Source organism: Kitasatospora sp. NPDC101155 (assembly GCF_044768305.1).
Taxonomy (GTDB): domain Bacteria; phylum Actinomycetota; class Actinomycetes; order Streptomycetales; family Streptomycetaceae; genus Kitasatospora.
Window position 1 is genome coordinate 1 of sequence record NZ_JBIWPN010000066.1, and the last position, 19,373, is coordinate 19,373.

Sequence of the window (19,373 nt, forward strand, 5' to 3'; positions counted from 1 at the left end):
CCTGCGCCGGCCTGACCCTGTATGCGGTCCTCCGCGAACTCCAGGCCCTCCTGGCCACCTGGACCGGCGCCTGCTCGATATGCGGCCAACCCGCATCGACACCAGAACCACACCACCGCACCTAACAAAGCCCTAGTAGGGAGATCACCTTGATCGCGACGTTCCGGCCCAGCGTCTCGTCCTGGGCCTCCCATACTTGCCCCATTCCGCCCTCGCCGAGCTGCCGCACCAACCGGTAACGGTCCCCGAGGAGCTGGTCTCGCATCGTCACGCCTCTCCGACCCCAGGCCTGTGTTCGCCACCGCTCTGATCTGCGCTGACGGCGTTGCTCTCAGCCCGCTGAGGTCGCGGCGGCTGGCGCCCGGGAGCACCGTGGAGCCATGGCCGTCATCGTGCTGCTGGAGCTGATGGAACCAGCGGACGCCCACATCATCCAGGCGAGCGAGGAGCCCGTCGAAGCCTCGGCGGTCCGCCAGGTCCACGCCGCGCCGAGCGACCCGGACGTGCCTGGCGACCCCGGGCCGACCACGGCGTGCGGGCGGGACACAGCTGCGATGCTCGTCGAGCACTGGCAGCCGGCCGGGCCCGGATCGCGCTGGTACCCACCTCGCTGGGCGGGCTGGATCTGCCCGACGTGTGACACCGCCGTCCGCTCCAGCTGAGCAGCGCGGGGCGTGACCGCCAGCCCCGGGAAGTCGATGAGCGGAAGGCGAGGTCGGCGCTGTTCCGTCACGGTAGAGCCCGCGAGACGGAACGGCTCATCCGCCACTGGGCGGTTGCCAGTTGGCGTAGTAGTAGAGGGCGAGGTCGTCCGGGTGGTGGACGCGTTCCTCGGTGCCGCCGATCTCCTTGAGGATGAGGTGGGTCTTGTCGAGCGGTTGCTGGGTGATGAGCCAGGGGTTGTTGTCGCTCTCCTGCCAGACCTGGGCCCACACCTTGTCTCCGACGCGGACTTCGCCGCCGTCCTTCGTGCGGAATTTCGATGCCATGGACCGTACGTACCCTCATTCCACGCGCCCGGACCGCCGGGCCTGCTGCCATGCATGGCTGCGGGCGTGAATTTCGACAGCGGTGGTCGTGCTGCTGGAACTCAGGGAACCCGCGGATGCTCGCCGATCCGGCTGGCCCTCCCCTCAGAGGTGGGCGGCCAGAGCGGCCGTTCGCTCGCCCTCCTCCGTGTACTCGATCTCGGCCGGGACCGGTACGGCGAGAGCAGCGAGAGCCGCACGCAGCTGGGTCTCATCCGGAGCGAGATCGTCGTACACGCCCGCATCATCCCGTAGCAGGCGGCGCGATCCCCCGAGGCCGCCCGCGCGCCATCAAGTTACTCACGGGTTACTTGTCACCTGGTTCGCCGCTCGTTAACGGCACCCCTACGAGGACGTCAACGAGGTCAGCCGCCGCCTCAAGCTCCTCGCCAAGGAACTGCAGCTGCCCGTCATCGCCCTCTCCCAGCTCAACCGCGCGCCCGAGCAGCGCGCCGACAAGCGGCCCCACATCTACGACCTGCGCGACTCCGGCACCCTGGAGGACGACGCGGACCTGGTCGTCCTCCTCCACCGCGACGACGCCTACGCGGCCGACAACCGGCCCGGCGAAGCCGACCTGATCGTCGCCAAGCACCGCAACGGCCCCACCGCCATCATCACCGTCGCCTTCCACCCCACGATTTCGGCCTTCACCGACCCGGGCGACCGCGGCTTCGTCCCCCACCAGGTCGACGAAGACGACGCCCGGCCCGCGAACGAGACCAGTGCCGGCACCGCCCCGTAGCCGCGCCCGCTACCGTCAACCATGCGGCCCACCGTCAACGGCGGCCGCCACCACGAAGGAGGCCCAGCCCGACCACCCAGCCCGACCACCAGGATGCGGCCGCACCCCGTCCGGCCACCCTCCACGAGCTGCGCGCCGCCCTGTCCCGCTACGGCCTGCCCGGCGACCGCGAGCAGTTCGAGCAGGCCCTGGCCGCCGCCCTCGACGCCTCCCCGATCGGCGACCTGGCCGCCGTCGCCGAGGTCATCGCCACCTACCGCCACCGCCTGGTCCTGCGCACCGACGAACAAGCGATGGCGTCGCTGGCCGCGCCGATCGGCGGCCAGCACTGGACCCCGGCCGCCGACACGTTCGCCCGGCTGCGATCCGCCGGCGGCGACCGGTGACCGACCAGCAGCCACCGGCACCGCTGCACGTCTTCCTCTCCGACGCCGCCGACGCCGCCCTCGCCCAGCTGCGCCCCGGCGAGCTGGACGCGGTCGAGAAGCTGGTCGAGCGCCTCGCGCTCTACCCGCGGCTCGGCATCCCGGTGCCCGGCGGCACCGACCCCGAAGTCGACGACCACACCGCCCGCACCGACCCGGCCGCCGACTCCGGCGATCGCGTCAGCGTCGTGTACAGGGTGCACGAGGGGATGGCCTTCCCTGTCAAGTTGTTCTGTTCCCACTGACGTGACGCTCCACAGGGAACGCGACCGCCTGGCCGTGTCGTTGGTCCACCCGGAGCGGAGCATCCGTGAAGACACGTCAGAGGGACCGAGGTACCCCCGAACCGCAGGCGCCGTGGAACGAAGTCAGGCCGCGGCTGTGGCAGGGCGGGCACTTCTGGGCCGGTCCTGACGGAGAGGTTCAGACTGCGGTTGTCGGCGCTGAATTCGATCTGGTCATCAGCCTGTTCACCCGGTCAGGCCACGGACCGAATCCCGGAGTTGATCATCTGATCAGTGAGATCCCCGACGCTCCACTCACGGCCGAGCAACTCCACTCGGTTCAGCAGCTGGCCATCACTGCAGCTGAGGCCGTACGGAATAACCGGACTGTTCTCGTACGCTGCCGCTCCGGCTACAACCGCTCCGGTCTTGTCGTCGCCCAGGCCCTGATCGAGCTGGGCCAGGATCCTGCCACCGCCATCGCATCTATCCGGCAGAGACGATCGCCCTGGGCCCTGAACAACCAGACATTCGAGCAGTACCTCAGCACAGGACTCGACGTCGCCTACCTCCTGGCCGGACTCGAAACCCGCGCTTGACCAACGAGGGTCATGGCTTCGGGAAGCACACGACGTTGTCGGGCAGCCGGCCCGCTTGTTCGGCCGTGCGCAACCGGTCGGCCAGGACTGCGCCTGCGAGGGCGAGATGGGTGGCCTGGTCCTTGAGTTCGCCGTTCTGCGTCGTTAGGTTGGCGACCCGCTCCTTGAGCTTACTGACGTCATTCCGCAGTCGTTTCTCGGCCTCGGGGACCTGCGCCGTCTCGGTGCGAATGCGTTCGTAGAACTCGTTCTTCAGGTCGGCATGGCGCTTGAGCAAGGCCATGCGATGGACGCCGGCCTCGGCAGCGAGGGCGACGACGGTCAGGCTGCCGTTGGAGACGGTTGCCTGGCCGGTCAGGAGCCGGTCGATGGCCTCGCGGATGCGGGCCCGTTCGTTCTGGTGTTGTTCGTTCATGTCAGGGCCTCGGCTGGTTTTGCGGTGGCGTCGTGGGTGTTGGCGACTTCGCGCATGCGGTCCGCGTTGCGCTTCAGTCGCCGGCCGACAGGTTCGGGAGCGGCGGCGGCCAGGGCGTCGAGCTCGTCGGCGCGTCCGCGAAGGCCTGCGGCGTGGGAGTCGGTGCGGACCGCGTTGCCGCAGCTGGGCCGACACGCGAACTGGTTCGGCGCGACGGCGTGTGGGTCCGGATCGCACAGCGCGGTGTCTTGCTTGAACACGCAGATCAGGTGGGCGTCCGGGTTGTCGAACAGCACCAGGCCGTCTCGGGCCAGGAAGGCGGAGGCCTTCTTCGCGAACTTGTCACTGACGGTCCTGCCCTCGAACCGGGGCGTGATCGCGGCGGCGGTCAGGGCCCGACGGGCCGCAGGGCCGGAGATCTTCTCGCCGGCCGCCATGCGCTCGTTCAGCCGGACCGCGGTGTCGGCAGCCGCCCGGGCGGTCTCGATGTCGAGTTCGGCGTGGATGCCGCCGCGGCTGCGGGCGCCGTAGCCGGTGGAGGTGCGGGCGTCGAGGAAGGTGCGTATGTGCCCGTACTGGGTGGCCAAGGCGACCAGCCCGCCGGGGCGCCGGGCGATGTGCCAGGCCAGTGTCCTGCGGAACCTTGCCAGGCCGATGGCCCCGTGCGGGTCGTCGGGGATGGCCTGTTCGGGCAGGCCCTGGGCCTGGGCCTCCTGGTTGGCCCAGGCGACGAAGGCCTCGATGCGCCATCGCAGGGCGAAGTTCTTCAGGGCCCCCGGATTGTTGCGCTGCCGGGGGATGTCGTGGTGGGCGGCGCTCAGGAGGAGTTCGCCGTCGGGGACCATGCGTTCCAGGACGCGGATGGCGCACGCATACCTCCCGTGACGGCTTGAACTCGCCCAATCATCAGGGAAATGGCCGCGATCTTCGTGACATGGGTCATCGCCGGTCCCTGACCCCGGAAGCAGCACTGCCCCGGACATGGCCGGGCCCCTCACGCTCGTCGACGTGAGGGGCCCGGCCATCAGCGTACGGGCCAACCTCCCTCCAGCGTTAGGGTTCCGCCTCCGCGCAGGCGGGGAGCTCCGCGTAGCGTCACCACCGACGGATCGGACGGCCGCCACTACCGGAAGGGGAGTTGGTGCGCGCGGGGACCGGGGCCGGCCCCGCCGTCGGCCCATCACCCCGCTCCCGCGCCCCGGTTTGTTGCACGGGCTGGCGAGCCCGGCGCTGGTGAGCGGTACGCCGGGCCCGCCGGCAGCTCTACTTCACGGTCACGGTCGCCCCAAGGGCTTCGAGGCTGCCGGTCAACTTCCGTGCATCCTCGATGGGCATCTCTTGCTTGAGCGTGGCCGGGGCCCTCTCTGCGAGGTCCTTGGACTCCTTCAGCCCCAGCTATGTCTGGAGGCACTTGATCACCGCGACCTTGTTGCCGTCGGCGGCCTCAAGGATCACGTCCGCTTCGGCCCGGTCCCTGGTGTCGCCCAGCTTTGCCTTTACGGCTGCGACGACTTCCTCCAGGTCCGCCCGGAACAGGCCCGCCACGGTCGCCAGCAGGTCGGCCTTGGCCGACGCCACTCGTCTCTCCTGATCTTCCGCCCAGGGGTAACCGCTGGGCCACGGGGGGAAGTCCGTGTGTCACCGGCTCCCAACTCAAATGATCTTTCCAGGTGATGGGTGCCTCTGTAGCTCGAACGCCCCAAGTCCTGTCTCTCCGAACATGGTCGGAATCCGGGAGGCGTTGGGTGATCTCCTCTCCTCGGCGCGGACAGCCGCCCGCACCGTCAGCCCCGACTTCTACCTCGTCCTTGGGGAGGGGGCACCGGGTGGGCTGAGTCGAGCGCCTGCCTCGCCTCGGTGTGGAAACTGCGTGATCTTTGCCGGGTAATATGAGTACAGCGTAAGCTTACGATGTACTCAAACATGAACGCTTTCGACCCACAGGGGATGCTCCATGCGTACGATCGCCGTCACCATGCCGCTGGTCTGGCTGGCCTGGCTGGTCCTCACCGAGTGGGTGCCGATGTTCCCGCTCAACGACCTGAGAGCCGACAACCGGCGCGAGAGGCTCGGCGACGCAGCCGTCAACTACCCGATCCCGCTGCTCATCGCCGGTGGCATAGCCCTCGGCTACCAGGCTTCGCGGATCGCGGCCCTGGTGCTGTGTCTGCTGGTCCTGGCCGGTCACGTGGCGAGCTGGTGGCTGCCCTACTTCGGGATCAGCACGGCGGCGCAACGGGAGTCCTACACCCGGGACTACGCCCGCACGCTGAAGGTCCTGCCCGTCCAGGGGCACGTGGTGGTGCCCGACGTCCAGCACATGGCCGTCGGCGTCCTCACCCTGGCGATGACGGGCAGCACCCTGGCCGTCACCCTGACCAGGTGACTCTGTCACGCTGAGGGCATGAATCAGGCATCACGACCCGGCCGGGGAGGCCGACCCGCGCAGATCAGTGTGGACCAGATCACCGCTGCGGCGATCGAGGTGGTCGACCGCGAGGGCCTGGAAGCGCTGACGATGCGCCGGATCGGCGCGCACCTGGGGGTGGCAGCGATGTCGCTGTACCGTCACCTCCCGGGCCGTGACGCCATCCTGTCCACTGTGGTCAACCACCTGTTCGCCACCGCGCTGGCCGATCTGGAAGCCGGGCCGACCTGGGCCGAGGCGCTGACCGCCTTCGCGGTCGCCTACCGCCGCATGCTGCTGGAGCATCCGAACGCGGTGCCCCTGCTGGCCACGCATCCGGTGGACCCCGACACGGCCGTCCCGGTCCTGGCCGCGCTGCTCGAGCGCTTCACCGCCGCCGGCGTCGCCCAGGACGAGGCGCTGATCCGCATCCAGTCCGTCGGCGTCTTTACGCTGGGCCACGCCCTGGCCCAGGTGGGGGCAGGAGGGGACACCGAGGACAGCGGCACCGGGGCAACACAGGACTCAGCCTCGCTTGACTATTACCAGCGGTGGTTCGACGCCGGCCTGCAGGCGCTGGTCGCCGGCTTCGAACACCGCCGGACACCCGGATAGGGAGCCGGACAACAGCGGGCGCGTAGCCGTGCCGCTCCGAACGTGAAGGCATCGGCCGCAGACGGTCCGGTGCCTTCATGATTTTGGGGCGCGAGCAAGCCCTGCCCGGACGCGATGCCAGGCTCCCGGAGATCGAGGTACCGGTCCGCGTGGTCCAGGTCGACCACGCGAAGCCGCTTGCCCCGAGGCCGCCCGTGCGGCGAACGCGTCGCTGCGCCCGTGCTGGACGTGCCGGGGCTCGATTGGCGGGGAGGAGGGTTCGGAGCTGGAGCTGCGGGAGAAGGCTGGCCCGGACCGGCTGGAGTGCCCGGGCTGCGCGCAGGCCCGTGCCGCAGAGGGCTTGGGCCCGCTGGTGCTGCCCGCTCCGACCAAGCGGGAGCTGATGGCTGCGCTGGTCTCCGCTCCGGACGATCCGTGGTGGGAGGACCGTGTGCTCCACGCGAAGCTCTACCCGGCGGGGGTCGGAGGGTGTGACCTGTTGGTCTAGCGGCAGAGTTCGAAGACGATGTCGTCGAAGTCGGGGAACTCTTGGCATGCCTGTTCGATGACGGCCTCGGCTGGGCGCCGCCGGTTGGGGGCGAAGCGTTCCGCGACGGCGGTCCGCTCCGGGCTGGGGTGTGGGGTCCAGTCGAAGTGGTAGTCGGTGGATGCCTCGAAGGGGCCGAAACCGGTGGCGAGCACCCACAGGAAGTCGGCCAGGTCGGCCGCGACGACGCCGGTCTCGCCCTCCGATCCCATGAAGACGACCGGCTGGTCGACGAGTGGGCGGTCTGGGCCGGCGAGCCAGAACGCCGCGTACCCGCCGGCGCCGTTCTGTCCGAACACCCGGAAGTCGTCGCCGGTCAGCTCGTCGTTGCCGGTCCAGGCGCGGAGCCAGTCGGTGGTGTCCTCGGCGCAGAGGAAGGCGTCGAAGGGCTCGAAGTCGATGCCCTCGCCGCTGTTGTAGTCGAACGGCACCGCCAGCGCGGCGGCCAGTGCGGTGGGGAACCGTCGATCATCGGTAGCTGTCACGCGCAGAACCTACCGGGGCCGCGTCGGTGGCGGCTCGTAGGGTGCGGCGAGTGACGTCCTCTGATTCGTGTGCCGACCTGCCCGTGCCCGACACCTTGCCGGATCCGTGGGTGGTGGCGCGGGGGACCGACTGGCCGTCGCTTCAGACCGCGTGTGGCCTCGGAGGGCCGGCGCACACGGCCGTCGCGAAGGAGATCGGAGTCAACCACGAGACCCTGCGGAACTGGGTGCGAGCCGCCGCCGGCCGGCCCGGCGCTGAACGCCGACGAGCGGACCGAGCTCGCCTGCCTGCGTAAAGCCGAGCGGGAGTGGCAGGTCGAGAAGGAGACGCCGGGCCTACCCCGGCCACACCCGCGCCGGGTACCCGCCCGTCGACCCGGTCTCGTCACCGGTACTGGACCCACCGCCCTGACCAACCGGCAGCAGGCCGTCGCGGACCTGTCCGCCGACTGCTGGCGGGGCTCGTATTCGACCGTCCCCTCCCACCACAACGAGAACGGCTGGCGGGTCCACGACGTCGCCGTGCCCATCGTCGCCACCACGCTGGAACTCCTCTCCGCCCACGGTCCGCTCGGGCCCGTGTGGCGGCGCTTCGGCCGCCCCGGCCGGCACCCCTTGACCGAGGCCCTGGACAACCCGAACACCCGCGCCGCCCACGACCGGCGCCAGGCCGTCCGGGAGCGCGAGCAACAGACGGCCCACCAGGAACTTGATGGACTCCCTGGCCTGCGTGGAGTGCGGCGACGTCCCCGAGCAGGAGAGCTCCTGGGTGTACGGCTGCAGGTGGACCCCCCGCCCCGGCGGATCCTGCTGGTCCTGCCACCAGGTACGGGAGGAACGGCTGGAACGGGAGGCCGAGGAAGAGCTGGAAGCCGCCTGCACGGCGAACGCCTCGCTGCGCCCGTGCTGGACGTGCCGGAGCTCGGTCAACGGAGAGGAGGGTTCGAAGCTGGAGCTGGGGGAGATGGCCGGCCCGGACCGGCTGGAGTGCTCGGGGTGCGTACAGGCCCGTGCCGCAGAGGACTTGGGCCCGCTGGTGCTGCCCGCCCCGACCGAGCGGGAGCAGGTGGCCGCGCTGGTCTTCGCCCCGGCGGGGACTGGAAACGGAGCATCAGCCACCGCGCCAGTCCCCGGCCCTACTGAGCCGCGCGAAGGTAACCGGTCAGTCCCGGACCTTGACCTCGACGGCCGTGCGGATCTCCAGGGTGCGCTTGGCGAGGTCCTCCGGGCTGGTCTCGCCCTTCCCGTCGATGACGCCGCCGACCGTTGTTCCGTCCGCCCAGATGCAGATGGTCCGGGATTCGGTCGGACCGGCCAGGACAGCGCAGTCGAGAGCGCCGCCGAGTGGGCCGGCGGGGTAGTTCTGGCGGCCTTTCAGGGTCTCGCTGGTCTCGCTGGACACGTCGGACCCCCAGACCGCACCGAACTGCCGGTCCAACTCCCCGCGGGTGTCCGGGAAGCTCCCGGTCATCCCGGCCACCAGCAGTGTGCTCCGGCCCGCACGACCATCCCCCGGCCCGCCCGCCGCGTCCAAAGCCGGGCCCGGTGCCGCTGTCCGGGCCCTCCATGGGTCGCTTCCGCGCGCTAGGCCCCCGTTGATCCGGGTCGAGCTTGACGGGCCGTCACAGGCCCTCTGGAGCCCCTCGCCGGCCGGGCGTCCGACGGGTCGCCGCGCCCGGTCCGGCGCCCGGTTCCCCGATCGGCTGGCGGTCGGCCGGTGATCGGCTGGCCATCGGTGCCGCAGGTCCCGCCCCGTCGATCGGTAGCCCGTCCGCAAACCGATGCCGACGCGCGAGGTATCGAGGTCGGGGTGGTTGCCGACAAGGGCCGCCTGATCATCGACGCCACCGGCAGCGACCCCTGGCTCTCCATGGACGCGCCCCACGCCGTCGCCCTGCTCCGCGCCGCTTGGGGCCAGCAGCTGACCTGACCGCATCACCATCGGCCCGGCGCCGCAACGCCGCTGCCCTCGTCGTCCGCGAGGGGCCTGATGACGCCGCCCGCCTTGTCCGTTGGCCGTGACCGATTGCCTCTGAGGTTGCCTGTGGCTGAGCGCCGTAGATGGCCAGAGTTTTCGCGCTGCTTGGCCAACGGGCGGGCACCCGTGTGTCCGGTCCCACCAAGTCTGGCGAGAAGGGCAGTTCAGATAGTCACACTATCGGGCCCATCCGTGGGACGGGTAGGCGAGGTCACCAGCCGCGCCGCCGGCTGCGGGTAGAGATGTTCCGGATAGACCAAGATCCGCACCCTGGACTGACAAGCCCTGCCGGATTACCAGATGTCTGGAGGACACGATGGCCGTGGTAGTCGAAGCCTGCAAGGAAGCGTACGCATCGGTTCGTAAGGGGGAGGCCCGGTACGCCGTCTTCACGTACAACAGCGACAGGACTGAGATCGTTGTCCACCAGCTCGGCAGCAGCGACGCCGACCACGACACCTTCCTCAAGGACCTGCCCACCGACGCGGCTGCCTGGGCGTACTACGCCTTCCCGGCTACCGTCGACGAGGTGGACCGGACCAAGTTCGTCCTCGCCCGGTGGATCCCGAAAGGCGTCAGCCCGTTGGTGAAGGGGCGCACCAGCGTGGACAACCGGGCCCTCCAGACGGTGGTCAAGGACATCAGCGTCGAGATCGCCGCCTCGGAGCTTTCCGAGATCACCGAGAAGGGACTGTACGTTCAACATCGGTGTAGCTCCCGATCATGGAACTACTGAGGTTGTCTCAAGGGGGTGACCAGTGGTGATCCTTTCGCTGCTCCATGGGTATGAGGTACGCGGATGGCGGCGGATTTACCGCTGCGGGTGGTCATGGCCACGACGTTGCTGCGCTTGGTGCCCTGAGGGCCTGCCTGGTCGGCTTCGCGGGGTACCTGCTGACCGGCGCGCTCCGCTGCCTGCGCCGCCGGCCCCGGCCCACCGAGCTGCCGCCCACCGCGCGCTGGGCCGAGCTGACCGGCACGGCGGCCACGACCGGGGCCACGGGCTACCTGCTCTTCCTGGCCATCACCGCGGGCGGGCTGCCCGGACCGGTACTCCTCGGACGGCCGGTGGTCTGGCTGGCGGTCCAGCTGCTCGCCACCATTGCCGTCCTGGCCACCTGCGCCACCGCGATCACCACCGCGCGCCGCTCCCTCCTGGCCGCAGCCCGGGTCCGGCTCGCCCAGGGCGACGCCGGTTCCGCCTCGCGGGGCGAAACCCCGGCCGCAGACGACGACCAGGAGCAGCCCGTCCCGGCGGTGCCGGCCGACACCGAACCCGCCCGGCCTGGGCCGGCGGCGCTGCCTCGCCAGCCGGACGCCGGCCCGCTGGGCCCGCCGCCGGAGCCGTACCTGCGGGGTCTGGGCCGGTTCGACCTGATCCGCAACATCAGCTCGCTGATGGGCGAGTCCGGCTGGGACCTGGCCGGATGGACCCGGGCTCCCGGGCTGTTCTACGTCCGCAAGGCCGGGCGGGCGCTCGCCTGGATCGAGCACGGGGCGGGCCCTTGCCGAGAACCTCATCCGGCCTGGTGGGAGGCAGGGTGCACGAGTGCCGCCCTCGTCGGTCGGGTAGGCGCTCTGGCAGGCCTGCGATCGTCCCGGAATGATGACCGGCCGTGCTGCTACGACTGGCGTGCCTGGGTGTGACGAACGCGTTCGCGTTGCTGCGGCTGCTGCCGATGGGCGACGGTGAGAAGGACGTGGAGATCCTGGCCCTGCGCCATCAGATCGGGGTGTTGGAGCGGCAGCTGAGCGGACGGCGAGTCCGCTTCGAAGCGAGCGACCGGGCGTTCCTGGCGGCACTGCTGCAGGGTCTGCCGGCGCAGGTGCTGCGTCGGATGCGGTTGCCGGTGCGGCCGGACACCGTGCTGCGCTGGCACCGCGACCTGGTCGCCCGCCGTCACGCCGTCCTGTCCCGGCCGAAGCGCGGATGCCGACCGCGCACCGTACGCTCCATCCGCGCCCTGATGCTGCGCCTGGCCGCGAAGAATCCGGGGTGGGGGTATCGCCGCCTTCACGGCGAGCTGCTCGTCCTCGGCGTCAAGGTGGCCGCGTCCACGGTGTGGGCGATTCTGAAGGAGGCCGGCATCCCACCGGCACCCGAGCCGACCGCCAGTACCTGGGCCAACTTCCTGCGCTCCCAGGCAGATGCACTCCTCGCCTGCGACTTCTTCGAAACGGTCACCCTGTCCGGGGCCCGGCGGTACGTACTCGCGGTCATCGAGCACACCAGCCGCCGGATCCGGATCCTCGGCGCCACCGCACATCCGACCGCGTCCTGGGTGACGCAGGCGGCGAAGAACCTCGTCATGGACATCGAGGACGCCGGCTCCCGGGCGCGCTACATGATCCGTGACCGAGACGGGAAGTTCCCCGCACTGTTCGACGCCGTCTTCCACCTCGACACCATCACGCCGCAACGGCTGTACGCCCTGTTCGTCATGGAGGTGCGCACCCGCACCGTCCACGTCCTCGGCGTCACCGCCCATCCCACCGCCGCCTGGGTCACTCAACAGGCCCGGCAGCTACTGTGGCGGCTCGGGGATCGCGCCGCCGACTTCACCCACCTGATCCGCGACCGGGACGCATTTCACCACCCCCGAACCAGCCCACCCCCACCCGCTCGCCCGGCGACCACGAACCGGCCACACCCGGACCGACCTCGTCGATCACGCCGACCACCTCGTGCCCCGGGATGATCGGGAACGGGGTGGCGTCGCCCAGGAGTCCCTCCTTGGCGAACATGTCCGAGTGGCAGACCCCGCAGGCCTGCACCCGCACCCGGACCTCGCCGTTGCCGGGCCGGGGCACCGTCCGCTCGACGACTTCAAGCGGGCCTCCGGCCCTGGCGACCTGCACCGCACGCATCGTGGCCATGAATCCGTCCTTCCTGATGCCGACGTGGCCGACAGCCGCCGGCCACGCATCGACCATGAACCTGCCGGACGAAAACGGCGTGAGCGCGGTCGTCTACAGCGCGCCACCGGGAACCGCTGCCGAGGACGGCCTGAAGCTGCTCGCCAGCTGATCCGCCACGACCGGACAGGAGCCGGACGCGGAAGCCCCGAGCAAACCGTCGACTCGACAGCCCTGACGGGCGGCACCGGTCCGAAGGAGCGCTGCACCCCGGCTCCGACTGGTCCGGGTCCGGCAGACGAAGGCCTGCTCGGGGTTACTACGCTGACCTGTTCGTCGTCACGAGCACCGCAGGGCTGCGCCCGGGGGAGCGTTGGCGGTGCTTCTGCCGGGGAACCGGTCAGCGGTGGGGATGCAGGGTTGCCCAGCCGTGTTCGAGCAGGGCGAAGGTTTCTTCGGCGGCGCGCGGTGAGTCGTTGGGGTGGCGCTGGATGAGGAGGCGGGCCTCCAGGGCGAAACGGGCCAGCGCCGCGCAGGTGATGTCGTCCTCGGGGGCGCCGACGTCGTTCGCGATGGCGCGCGCCAGGGCTGTTTCGTGGCGTGTCCACATGTGGTGGGCGTAGTCGCGCAGGGCCGGGGTGTCCTGCACCATGCGCGTGAAGGCGGCGAAGCGAGGGTCTGCGGTGTTGACGGCAAGCCGAGTCTGTGTCAGCAGGATGTGCTCGCGCAGTGCGTGCGGGATCGAGTGGCCGGGGGGCCGGTTGTGGACGGCGGCGATGAGTGCCGCCTCGAGGTCGTTGTCCTGGTCGAAGACGAGTGCTTCCTTGCTGGGGAAGTGCTTGAACAGGGTGGTCACCGACACGTCGGCGGCGTCGGCGACGTCCTTGACACCGACCTGGTCGTAGCCGCGGTCGAGGAAGAGCCGGAGTGCGGCGTCGGCCAGCGATTGGCGGGTCTGGGCCTTCTTGCGCTCGCGGCGCCCGGTCGGTTCGGTCACCGGTACACCGTACTCCAAGATGAACCCGCTCTAAAAGTGTAGCGATTGCACTTTTGCAGTGAGTGTGCTTTCTTGGTTGTGCCGGGACCACCGGCTCACCACCCTCCTGATGGGACATCCCCATGCACCCTGCTCGTGACCCGCGCATCGCAGTCGTCGGTGCTGGCCTCGGCGGCCTGGCCCTGGCCGCCGTTCTGCAACGCCACGGCCGCTCCGTCACCGTGTTCGAACGTGAGGCTTCCGCCGGCGCCCGCTCCCAGGGCGGCACCCTCGATATCCATGCCGGGACCGGTCAGCTCGCCCTGCAGGCGGCCGGCCTGCTCGACCGGTTCCGCGCCCTAGCCCGCCCCGAAGGCCAGGAGTGGCGCGTGCTCGACCCCGCCACCGGTACGGCCCTGCCCTTCCCGGGACCGGCCCCCCATGACGAGGATTCCCCGGAGATCGACCGGGGCCAGCTGCGTGGCCTGTTCCTGGAGTCCCTCGCCGAGGGTGCCGTGCGGTGGGGCTGCACCGTCAGCGGGGCGACCCCGCTCGGGGACGGCACCTGGCGCCTGCTTCTCAGCGACGGCACCACCGAGGACGTAGACCTCGTGGTCGGCGCCGACGGCGCCCGGTCACGCATCCGCCCCGCCCTGTCGCCCGCCACGCCCGGCTACACCGGCGTCACGTTCGTCGAGGCGGGCTTCGACGACTGCGACAGCCGCCATCCCGCCCTCGCGCGGATGGTCGGCCACGGCAGCCTGCTCGCGAAGTCCGACGGGCGGACCCTGTTCGCCCAACGCAACAGCAATGGCCACATCCGCGCCTACATCGCCTTCCGCGCCCCGCAGGACTGGCACCTGGCCGCCGGAGTGGACCTCGGCGACCAGGCGACCCTACGCACCCACCTGCTGAAGATGTTCGACGGCTGGGACGAGAGCCTGCTCTACCTCCTGCGGCACAACGACCGTGCCTTCATCAACCGGCCCCTGTACACGCTGCCCGCCCCGCACACCTGGGACCATGTCCCCGGCATCACCCTGCTCGGCGACGCCGCGCACCTGATGCCCCCGGTCGGACTCGGCGCCAACCTCGCCATGCTCGACGGCGCCGACCTCGCCCACGCCCTCATCACCGAATCCAGCATCGACGACGCCCTCCAGGCCTACGAGGGCATCATGCTGCCCCGCTCCACCGAGGCCGCACTGGACTGCGCCGGGGCACTCGACCACCTCGTCCCCCCGATGAGCGGCTGAACAGGCCCACGCCGTCACGGTTTGACCCGCTTTTGTATTCAGAGCTGATCTCCTTGACGGCAAGTCGCCTGACACTGACAGGGGCAGGCAGATGCCGTCGCGCGTGTCCATACTCGAATCCATGAGCAGCAGATCGGAGTTGGGGCGGTTCCTGCGGACGCGCCGGGCGCAACTGCAGCCCGCGGACGTCGGGTTGCGGATGTTCGACGAGGAGCGGCGGGTGCCGGGTCTGCGCCGCGACGAGCTGGCGCGGTTGGCGGGTGTGAGCGAGTCCTACTACACGCGGCTGGAGCAGGGAGTTTCACTCAACGCGTCGACGGAGGTGCTGGACGCGATCGCCCGAGCGCTCCGCCTGGACGGGACCGAGCGCCGCCACCTGCACGATCTCGCCGGAGCCGGGCACAAGGGCAGTAACGATCGAATCCGCAGGCAGGCACCCGAGCGGGTCACCGATACTACGAGACAGCTGATCGGCGCCTTCGGCGACACGCCGGTCATCCTGCTCGGCCGCCGCAACGATGTGCCGGCGTGGAATCGCACGGGGCATGCGCTGTTCGCCGGCCACCTCGACCACCGGAGCCCCGAGGATCCCGCTCGGCGTCCGAACACCGCGCGACTGGTCTTCCTGGACGCCCACACCCGCGACCTCTACGAGGACTGGCCGCGGAAGGCGAGGGACGTGGTGGGAAGGCTCCGCCTGGCCGTCGGCCGGCACCCCGACGATCCGATGCTGGCCGCTTTGATCGGCGAACTGGTTATGCACAGCCAGGAGTTCACCGCGATGTGGTCCGCGCACCCGGTCCGTGCCTGGAACATCGCGACCTACCGCATGCGCCATCCCCTGGTCGGAACCGTGGACGTCACCCAGCAGGCCATGCCGGTCCCGGACGGTCCTGGACAGCGCATCGTGGCGGTCACCGCTGCCGCGGGTTCGGCCTCGCAGGCCGCGCTGACCCTGCTCGCTCAGGCCGTCGCCCCAGGCGAACGGGCTCTCCCAGCAGGTACGGCACAAGGGCTGGAACCGATCGCTGACAGAAGCTCGGTCTCCTAGTCATCGTCATCCGGCCCATGGCCGACGGCAACGATGCCACCTGATCAGCCCGGTCAGGAAAGGCCGCCGACGACGGCGGCGTATCAAGAAATCTGTCCTGCCATGCGCACGCGGCATCCGCGTGCCCGAATCCGTGAAGAACAACGTGAGGAACAATGCGTAAGAGAATCCTGAGAGCGGCCGTCGCGGTCGCTGCTGCAGGCGTCTTCGGTCTCGTGTCATCCCCGGCCGGGGCCACCCCGAACACGAGGGCCGCCATCGTCGCGCACTTCGATTTGGCCAAGGGCCAGACGCCGGAGAACGCGGCCACCGAACCGGACGGCAGCCTCGACGTGACCTTCTCGATCGCCCGGCAGGTCGCCAGAGTCGACGCCGACGGCACGACACACATCCTGGCCACCATGCCACTACCGGCCGACGGCGGAGTCAACACGCCCGTCCTGCACGTCGCGACCACCATGGGGATCGTCCGCGACGCCGACGGAGCCCTGTACTTCCTCTACGCGGCCGGTGCCGCCGACCTGACCGGTGTGTGGCGGCTGCGCCCGCACGGAATCCCGGAGCGCATCGCCCCCCTGCCCGCCGCCGCCCTGCCCAACGGCCTGGCACTGGACCAGCGACACGGCATGCTCTACATCGCCGACTCGGCGCTTGGCACGATCTGGACGGTTCACACCACCGGCGGCCGGGCGACTGCCTGGTCGACCGCGCCCGAACTCGCTTTCTCCAGCATCGCCGGCGCCAACGGACTGAAGATCCACAACAATGCACTGTGGGTGTCCAACACCGACAAGGGCATCATCGTGCGGATCCCCTTCCGGCCGGGGCGCCGGCCCGGACCGGTCCAGACCCGGGCCACCGGACTGACCACCGTCGACGACTTCGCCTTCACCGGCGGTGGTGACGAGATCCTGGCCGCTCTCAACCACGTCAACCAGGTCGTCCGCATCCGCCCCGACGGCAGTCACTCCACCGTGCTGACCGCGGCGGACGGCCTGCAGAACCCCACCGCGATCCAGGTACGGCACGGCACGGTGTATGTACTCGATGCCGCCTACGTCACCGCCGAAGACCCCAACCTGCTGACCGTCGGCCTGCGGGACCTGCGCTGACCACACTGCACTGACCGCTCGCTCGTAGCGCGCCCTTGTCCTGCCACCACCATCCGCGATTCGCGACGTGGCCGGCGACCGAAGACCCAACCACGACCTGTGACACACACGAGAGGAACGACCATGTCCGTGCTCTACACCACCGAGGCGATATCGACCGGCGACGGCCGCAACGGAGAGGTCCGCTCCCTGGACGGGGTGCTCGACGAACTCCTGGCCGTCCCCAAGGAGATGGGCGGCCCCGGCGGCGACAGGACCAATCCCGAGCAGCTCTTCGCCGCCGGCTACGCCGCCTGTTTCCACAACGGGCTGCGACTGATCGCAGGCCAGCAGAAGGTCGACGTCGGTGCGTCGACCGTCACCTCCACGGTGAGCCTGCTCACCCTGGACGAAGGACGCTTCACCCTCGCCGTCACGCTCTCGGCACACCTGCCCGGCCTCGACCAGGCCACCGCCGACCAGCTCATGGCGACCACCCACCAGGTCTGCCCGTACTCCAACGCCACCCGCGGGAACGTCGACGTGACGCTCAAGGCAACGGTCTGAACCGAGGCGGGCGCGACAGGTCGCTGGTGACGACCACGATGATGGTGGGCCGGGTGAGGATTGACCGTGTCCTGGAGCACGAGCTGGCCACCCGGCCACCCATCCAGATGTTCCCCGGCCTGGACGCAGCCGGCTGACAGGCCCAGCGGTCCTGGCTCGCGCCGCATTACTGGGATCCCGCGGCCGATCTGCTGCACACCTGTGTGCAGACGTGGGTACTGCGCACCGACGGGGTCGGGTACACCTGGGCCTTTCGGTTCGAAGGCTGGGTCGTCGTGGGCGTCGTGCGGCCCGGGCTCCCCGGCCGGGTCGCTGGAGAGGGGGCGTGGTGCGCTCAGTTGCCGCCCTGGAGCCAGCTGTTGGCTGAGGCGTACAGGGCGGCGACACGGCGACTACGCGATCGCGAGCCGGAGCGAGCCCTCCGCCGTGACAACGGTGGCAGCCTCGCGGTGAGTGGCCCCGTAGGAGCGGAGCTTGTCAGTGACGATCACCCGGGGCACCGAGTCTGGCGAGCGCACGTTCTCTCGCCCACCGGCGGGGCGCCGCTGCCGATGGCGCGTGCGGGCACGTCCGGCGCCTGGGACCGCGGTGGCGAGCGGTCGTCCTCGCCGGGTTCAGTCCACGGACGGGGACGCCGACGGCGACGGTGCGGCGGGCAGGGGCTTGTCGAGCATGGCGCAGACGGCGGCGTTCACCAGGGCTTGGTGGGCGGTGGCGGCCTGGGGGCGGGCGAGGTCGAAGACCGTGTTGGTGAGGACGGCGGCGGTGCGTTTGCCGGTGGGGTCGGTGTAGGTCTCGCTGGAGTAGCCGGCGGCCTGGCCGTCGTGGCCCCAGACTGTTCCGCACGGGAGGACGACCTTGCGCAGGCCCAGGCCGTAGGCATCGCCGTTCGGGGCGGCCGGGTCCTCGGGGACGGTGGTGCGCATCTCGGCGAGTTGGGCGGCGGGCAGCAGTTTTCCGGAGAGCAGGGCGGCATCGAAGCGGGCCCAGTCCTCGGCGGTGGAGACGATCCCGCCGGCGGCCCACAGGGTGCTCTGGTTGACGGCGGTGGTGTCGACGTCGGCCGGGCCGCGGTACGGGCCGGCGAACGAGGCGCCCGGCGGGGTGCCTGGGGGAAGCAGTGGGGCCAGGTGGGCGGCGTCCGGCTCGTATCCGTGGGCGAGCTGCCGGTCGGCGGCGCTGGTGGGCAGGTGGGTGTGGCGCAGGTGCAGCGGGCGGGCGATGCGCTGCTGGATCAGGTCGGCGAGGCTCTGACCGGTGGCGCGCTGGAGGATCAGGCCGAGGGCGATGTAGTTGGTGTTGCTGTAGGAGAAGCGGGTGCCGGGGGCGAAGAGCGGCGGTTGGGCGGTGCCGGCGGCGAGGAGTTCCTCGGGCGTCCACGGGCGGGTGTCCTGGCCGGTGTAGGCGGCCAGGACCGCCGGGTCGTAGAGGTAGTTGAACAGGCCGCTGGTGTGGTCGAGCAGCATCCGTACGGTGATCGCCTGGCCGTTCGGGACGAGGCCGGGCAGCCACCGCTCGACCGGGTCGGTGAGGGCGAGGCGCCTTTCGGCGACGAGTTGCAGGACCAGCGTGGCGACCGTGGTCTTGGTGTTGGAGCCCATCCGGAACTCGTCGCTCGCCGTGAGCCGGTGGTCGGCGGTGGTCCAGGGAGCCTGGTCGGCAATGGTGGTGACGGGGTGGTGGCCGTCGTCGACGCGTACGATCACGCCCGGGACGCCGGCGGCGACGGCCTGCTGGGCGAGCTCGGCCAGTTGGCCGGCCGCGGGAGCGGGGGCGGGCGTGGCGGCCGCCGCCCCGCAGGCGGTCAGCGTGGCGCCGAGCGCCGCGGTCAGGGCAAGAGCCAGCGCCCGGCGTCGGCGCGGTGCAGTGGTGTGGGTCGTCATGGCAGTGAACTCCTCGTCAGGTGGCGTCTGTTGGGGACAGCACCAGCCTGCGGCCGTCAGGTGCGGAGAACACGGGTGCTGGGGAGCCGTTCGAAGGTGGGGAAAATCCCCTCCGAGGTGGAGAAAACTCCACTGTGCGGTCGGGGGATGATCGGCCACGCTGGACCCACGAGGGACAGGGAGGTGGCTGTGATGGCCGGATCGGGCGAGCGCCGCGCGGACGCGGGCTCGGGACCGGTGGCGCGT

The 19,373-nt window shown here is 70.4% G+C and carries 24 protein-coding genes and 1 pseudogene; 14 read left to right on the top strand and 11 right to left on the bottom strand.

Going from position 1 to position 19,373, the window contains the following annotated elements:
• The first annotated feature begins 380 nt into the window (after positions 1 to 380).
• Positions 381 to 662: a hypothetical protein gene (locus tag ACIRYZ_RS41880; RefSeq protein WP_402953913.1), complete on the top strand. Its 282-nt coding sequence runs from the start codon at positions 381 to 383 to the stop codon at positions 660 to 662.
• 96 nt (positions 663 to 758) lie between these two features.
• On the opposite strand, the gene ACIRYZ_RS41885 is transcribed toward ACIRYZ_RS41880, so the two are convergent.
• A complete protein-coding gene (locus ACIRYZ_RS41885) occupies positions 759 to 989 on the bottom strand; it encodes a hypothetical protein (protein WP_402953914.1) in 231 nt (76 codons plus the stop codon).
• Between the two features lie 144 nt (positions 990 to 1,133).
• Positions 1,134 to 1,265: a hypothetical protein gene (locus tag ACIRYZ_RS41890; RefSeq protein ID WP_402953915.1), complete on the bottom strand. Its 132-nt coding sequence runs from the start codon at positions 1,263 to 1,265 to the stop codon at positions 1,134 to 1,136.
• 166 nt (positions 1,266 to 1,431) lie between these two features.
• On the opposite strand from ACIRYZ_RS41890, the gene ACIRYZ_RS41895 reads away from it, so the two are divergent.
• The 3 genes from ACIRYZ_RS41895 (at position 1,432) to ACIRYZ_RS41905 (ending at position 3,021) form a co-directional block, all read left to right on the top strand.
• A complete protein-coding gene (locus ACIRYZ_RS41895; protein WP_402953940.1) occupies positions 1,432 to 1,773 on the top strand; it encodes a DnaB-like helicase C-terminal domain-containing protein in 342 nt (113 codons plus the stop codon).
• A 382-nt stretch (positions 1,774 to 2,155) separates the two neighbouring features.
• Positions 2,156 to 2,443 (top strand): hypothetical protein, encoded by a 288-nt coding sequence (locus tag ACIRYZ_RS41900; RefSeq protein WP_402953916.1) that lies wholly within the window; start codon positions 2,156 to 2,158, stop codon positions 2,441 to 2,443.
• A gap of 65 nt (positions 2,444 to 2,508) precedes the next feature.
• Positions 2,509 to 3,021, top strand: coding sequence for a protein phosphatase (locus ACIRYZ_RS41905; RefSeq protein ID WP_402953917.1), 513 nt, complete (start codon positions 2,509 to 2,511; stop codon positions 3,019 to 3,021).
• A gap of 10 nt (positions 3,022 to 3,031) precedes the next feature.
• Here the strand turns inward: ACIRYZ_RS41905 and ACIRYZ_RS41910 are convergent, their stop codons facing one another.
• The 4 genes from ACIRYZ_RS41910 to ACIRYZ_RS41925 all read right to left on the bottom strand — a co-directional run bounded on the left by ACIRYZ_RS41910 (position 3,032) and on the right by ACIRYZ_RS41925 (position 5,014).
• Positions 3,032 to 3,436: a hypothetical protein gene (locus tag ACIRYZ_RS41910; RefSeq protein WP_402953918.1), complete on the bottom strand. Its 405-nt coding sequence runs from the start codon at positions 3,434 to 3,436 to the stop codon at positions 3,032 to 3,034.
• Positions 3,433 to 4,281, bottom strand: coding sequence for a hypothetical protein (locus ACIRYZ_RS41915; protein WP_402953919.1), 849 nt, complete (start codon positions 4,279 to 4,281; stop codon positions 3,433 to 3,435). Before ACIRYZ_RS41915 ends, ACIRYZ_RS41910 begins: the two co-directional genes overlap by 4 nt.
• Positions 4,282 to 4,699: 418 nt before the next feature.
• Positions 4,700 to 4,831, bottom strand: coding sequence for a ribosomal protein L7/L12 (locus ACIRYZ_RS41920; RefSeq protein WP_402953941.1), 132 nt, complete (start codon positions 4,829 to 4,831; stop codon positions 4,700 to 4,702).
• Positions 4,832 to 5,014: a hypothetical protein gene (locus ACIRYZ_RS41925; protein ID WP_402953920.1), complete on the bottom strand. Its 183-nt coding sequence runs from the start codon at positions 5,012 to 5,014 to the stop codon at positions 4,832 to 4,834. It lies immediately after the preceding gene.
• A 376-nt stretch (positions 5,015 to 5,390) separates the two neighbouring features.
• Between ACIRYZ_RS41925 and ACIRYZ_RS41930 the strand changes: the two genes are divergently transcribed.
• Together ACIRYZ_RS41930 and ACIRYZ_RS41935 are read left to right on the top strand one after the other, a co-directional pair.
• Positions 5,391 to 5,822 (top strand): hypothetical protein, encoded by a 432-nt coding sequence (locus ACIRYZ_RS41930; protein ID WP_402953921.1) that lies wholly within the window; start codon positions 5,391 to 5,393, stop codon positions 5,820 to 5,822.
• Between the two features lie 69 nt (positions 5,823 to 5,891).
• Positions 5,892 to 6,458, top strand: a complete 567-nt coding sequence (locus ACIRYZ_RS41935) for a TetR/AcrR family transcriptional regulator (RefSeq protein ID WP_402953922.1) — start codon at positions 5,892 to 5,894, stop codon at positions 6,456 to 6,458.
• Between the two features lie 483 nt (positions 6,459 to 6,941).
• Here ACIRYZ_RS41935 and ACIRYZ_RS41940 read toward each other — a convergent pair whose 3' ends face one another.
• Both ACIRYZ_RS41940 and ACIRYZ_RS41945 read right to left on the bottom strand, forming a co-directional pair.
• Entirely contained in the window at positions 6,942 to 7,469 is a 528-nt protein-coding gene (locus ACIRYZ_RS41940; protein WP_402953923.1) for an SMI1/KNR4 family protein, read from the bottom strand.
• A gap of 1,162 nt (positions 7,470 to 8,631) precedes the next feature.
• Positions 8,632 to 8,940 (bottom strand): hypothetical protein, encoded by a 309-nt coding sequence (locus ACIRYZ_RS41945; protein WP_402953924.1) that lies wholly within the window; start codon positions 8,938 to 8,940, stop codon positions 8,632 to 8,634.
• 823 nt (positions 8,941 to 9,763) lie between these two features.
• Here ACIRYZ_RS41945 and ACIRYZ_RS41950 point away from each other — a divergent pair.
• From ACIRYZ_RS41950 to ACIRYZ_RS41960, 3 genes are read left to right on the top strand one after another with little or no spacing between them, the layout of a single operon-like run.
• Entirely contained in the window at positions 9,764 to 10,183 is a 420-nt protein-coding gene (locus tag ACIRYZ_RS41950) for a cofilin family protein (protein ID WP_402953925.1), read from the top strand.
• A gap of 50 nt (positions 10,184 to 10,233) precedes the next feature.
• Positions 10,234 to 11,094: a hypothetical protein gene (locus ACIRYZ_RS41955; RefSeq protein WP_402953926.1), complete on the top strand. Its 861-nt coding sequence runs from the start codon at positions 10,234 to 10,236 to the stop codon at positions 11,092 to 11,094.
• Complete coding sequence (locus ACIRYZ_RS41960) at positions 11,064 to 12,146, top strand: integrase (RefSeq protein ID WP_402953927.1); 1,083 nt, start codon at positions 11,064 to 11,066, stop codon at positions 12,144 to 12,146. Before ACIRYZ_RS41955 ends, ACIRYZ_RS41960 begins: the two co-directional genes overlap by 31 nt.
• Here the strand turns inward: ACIRYZ_RS41960 and ACIRYZ_RS41965 are convergent.
• Positions 12,103 to 12,192 (bottom strand): annotated as a pseudogene (locus ACIRYZ_RS41965) (hypothetical protein); the annotation flags it as partial. The gene ACIRYZ_RS41960 and the pseudogene ACIRYZ_RS41965 sit on opposite strands and share 44 nt — an antisense overlap.
• Between ACIRYZ_RS41965 and ACIRYZ_RS41970 the strand changes: the two are divergent.
• Positions 12,182 to 12,475, top strand: coding sequence for a hypothetical protein (locus ACIRYZ_RS41970; protein WP_402953943.1), 294 nt, complete (start codon positions 12,182 to 12,184; stop codon positions 12,473 to 12,475). The pseudogene ACIRYZ_RS41965 and the gene ACIRYZ_RS41970 overlap by 11 nt on opposite strands.
• 228 nt (positions 12,476 to 12,703) lie before the next feature.
• Here ACIRYZ_RS41970 and ACIRYZ_RS41975 read toward each other — a convergent pair whose 3' ends face one another.
• The gene (locus tag ACIRYZ_RS41975; RefSeq protein WP_402953928.1) at positions 12,704 to 13,300 is read right to left on the bottom strand and encodes a TetR/AcrR family transcriptional regulator; all 597 of its coding nucleotides are present in this window, start codon (positions 13,298 to 13,300) and stop codon (positions 12,704 to 12,706) included.
• A gap of 122 nt (positions 13,301 to 13,422) precedes the next feature.
• On the opposite strand from ACIRYZ_RS41975, the gene ACIRYZ_RS41980 reads away from it, so the two are divergent.
• The 4 genes from ACIRYZ_RS41980 to ACIRYZ_RS41995 all read left to right on the top strand — a co-directional run bounded on the left by ACIRYZ_RS41980 (position 13,423) and on the right by ACIRYZ_RS41995 (position 17,244).
• The gene (locus ACIRYZ_RS41980; RefSeq protein WP_402953929.1) at positions 13,423 to 14,535 is read left to right on the top strand and encodes an FAD-dependent oxidoreductase; all 1,113 of its coding nucleotides are present in this window, start codon (positions 13,423 to 13,425) and stop codon (positions 14,533 to 14,535) included.
• 121 nt (positions 14,536 to 14,656) lie between these two features.
• Positions 14,657 to 15,586, top strand: a complete 930-nt coding sequence (locus ACIRYZ_RS41985; RefSeq protein WP_402953930.1) for a helix-turn-helix transcriptional regulator — start codon at positions 14,657 to 14,659, stop codon at positions 15,584 to 15,586.
• A gap of 155 nt (positions 15,587 to 15,741) precedes the next feature.
• Positions 15,742 to 16,698: a hypothetical protein gene (locus ACIRYZ_RS41990; protein WP_402953931.1), complete on the top strand. Its 957-nt coding sequence runs from the start codon at positions 15,742 to 15,744 to the stop codon at positions 16,696 to 16,698.
• A gap of 123 nt (positions 16,699 to 16,821) precedes the next feature.
• Positions 16,822 to 17,244 (top strand): organic hydroperoxide resistance protein, encoded by a 423-nt coding sequence (locus ACIRYZ_RS41995; protein ID WP_402953932.1) that lies wholly within the window; start codon positions 16,822 to 16,824, stop codon positions 17,242 to 17,244.
• 614 nt (positions 17,245 to 17,858) lie between these two features.
• Here ACIRYZ_RS41995 and ACIRYZ_RS42000 read toward each other — a convergent pair.
• A complete protein-coding gene (locus tag ACIRYZ_RS42000; RefSeq protein WP_402953933.1) occupies positions 17,859 to 19,127 on the bottom strand; it encodes a serine hydrolase domain-containing protein in 1,269 nt (422 codons plus the stop codon).
• Between the last annotated feature and the right edge of the window lie 246 nt (positions 19,128 to 19,373).

What these genes read in the sequence shown, in the direction of transcription:
- ACIRYZ_RS41910 (WP_402953918.1), bottom strand. Translation starts at nt 3,436, where the DNA reads ATGAACGAACAACACCAGAACGAACGGGCCCGCATCCGCGAGGCCATC.
- ACIRYZ_RS41985 (WP_402953930.1), top strand. Translation starts at nt 14,657, where the DNA reads ATGAGCAGCAGATCGGAGTTGGGGCGGTTCCTGCGGACGCGCCGGGCG.
- ACIRYZ_RS41880 (WP_402953913.1), top strand. Translation starts at nt 381, where the DNA reads ATGGCCGTCATCGTGCTGCTGGAGCTGATGGAACCAGCGGACGCCCAC.
- ACIRYZ_RS41955 (WP_402953926.1), top strand. Translation starts at nt 10,234, where the DNA reads ATGAGGTACGCGGATGGCGGCGGATTTACCGCTGCGGGTGGTCATGGC.
- ACIRYZ_RS42000 (WP_402953933.1), bottom strand. Translation starts at nt 19,127, where the DNA reads ATGACGACCCACACCACTGCACCGCGCCGACGCCGGGCGCTGGCTCTT.
- ACIRYZ_RS41995 (WP_402953932.1), top strand. Translation starts at nt 16,822, where the DNA reads ATGTCCGTGCTCTACACCACCGAGGCGATATCGACCGGCGACGGCCGC.
- ACIRYZ_RS41980 (WP_402953929.1), top strand. Translation starts at nt 13,423, where the DNA reads ATGCACCCTGCTCGTGACCCGCGCATCGCAGTCGTCGGTGCTGGCCTC.
- ACIRYZ_RS41945 (WP_402953924.1), bottom strand. Translation starts at nt 8,940, where the DNA reads ATGACCGGGAGCTTCCCGGACACCCGCGGGGAGTTGGACCGGCAGTTC.
- ACIRYZ_RS41885 (WP_402953914.1), bottom strand. Translation starts at nt 989, where the DNA reads ATGGCATCGAAATTCCGCACGAAGGACGGCGGCGAAGTCCGCGTCGGA.
- ACIRYZ_RS41990 (WP_402953931.1), top strand. Translation starts at nt 15,742, where the DNA reads ATGCGTAAGAGAATCCTGAGAGCGGCCGTCGCGGTCGCTGCTGCAGGC.
- ACIRYZ_RS41950 (WP_402953925.1), top strand. Translation starts at nt 9,764, where the DNA reads ATGGCCGTGGTAGTCGAAGCCTGCAAGGAAGCGTACGCATCGGTTCGT.
- ACIRYZ_RS41930 (WP_402953921.1), top strand. Translation starts at nt 5,391, where the DNA reads ATGCGTACGATCGCCGTCACCATGCCGCTGGTCTGGCTGGCCTGGCTG.
- ACIRYZ_RS41915 (WP_402953919.1), bottom strand. Translation starts at nt 4,281, where the DNA reads ATGGTCCCCGACGGCGAACTCCTCCTGAGCGCCGCCCACCACGACATC.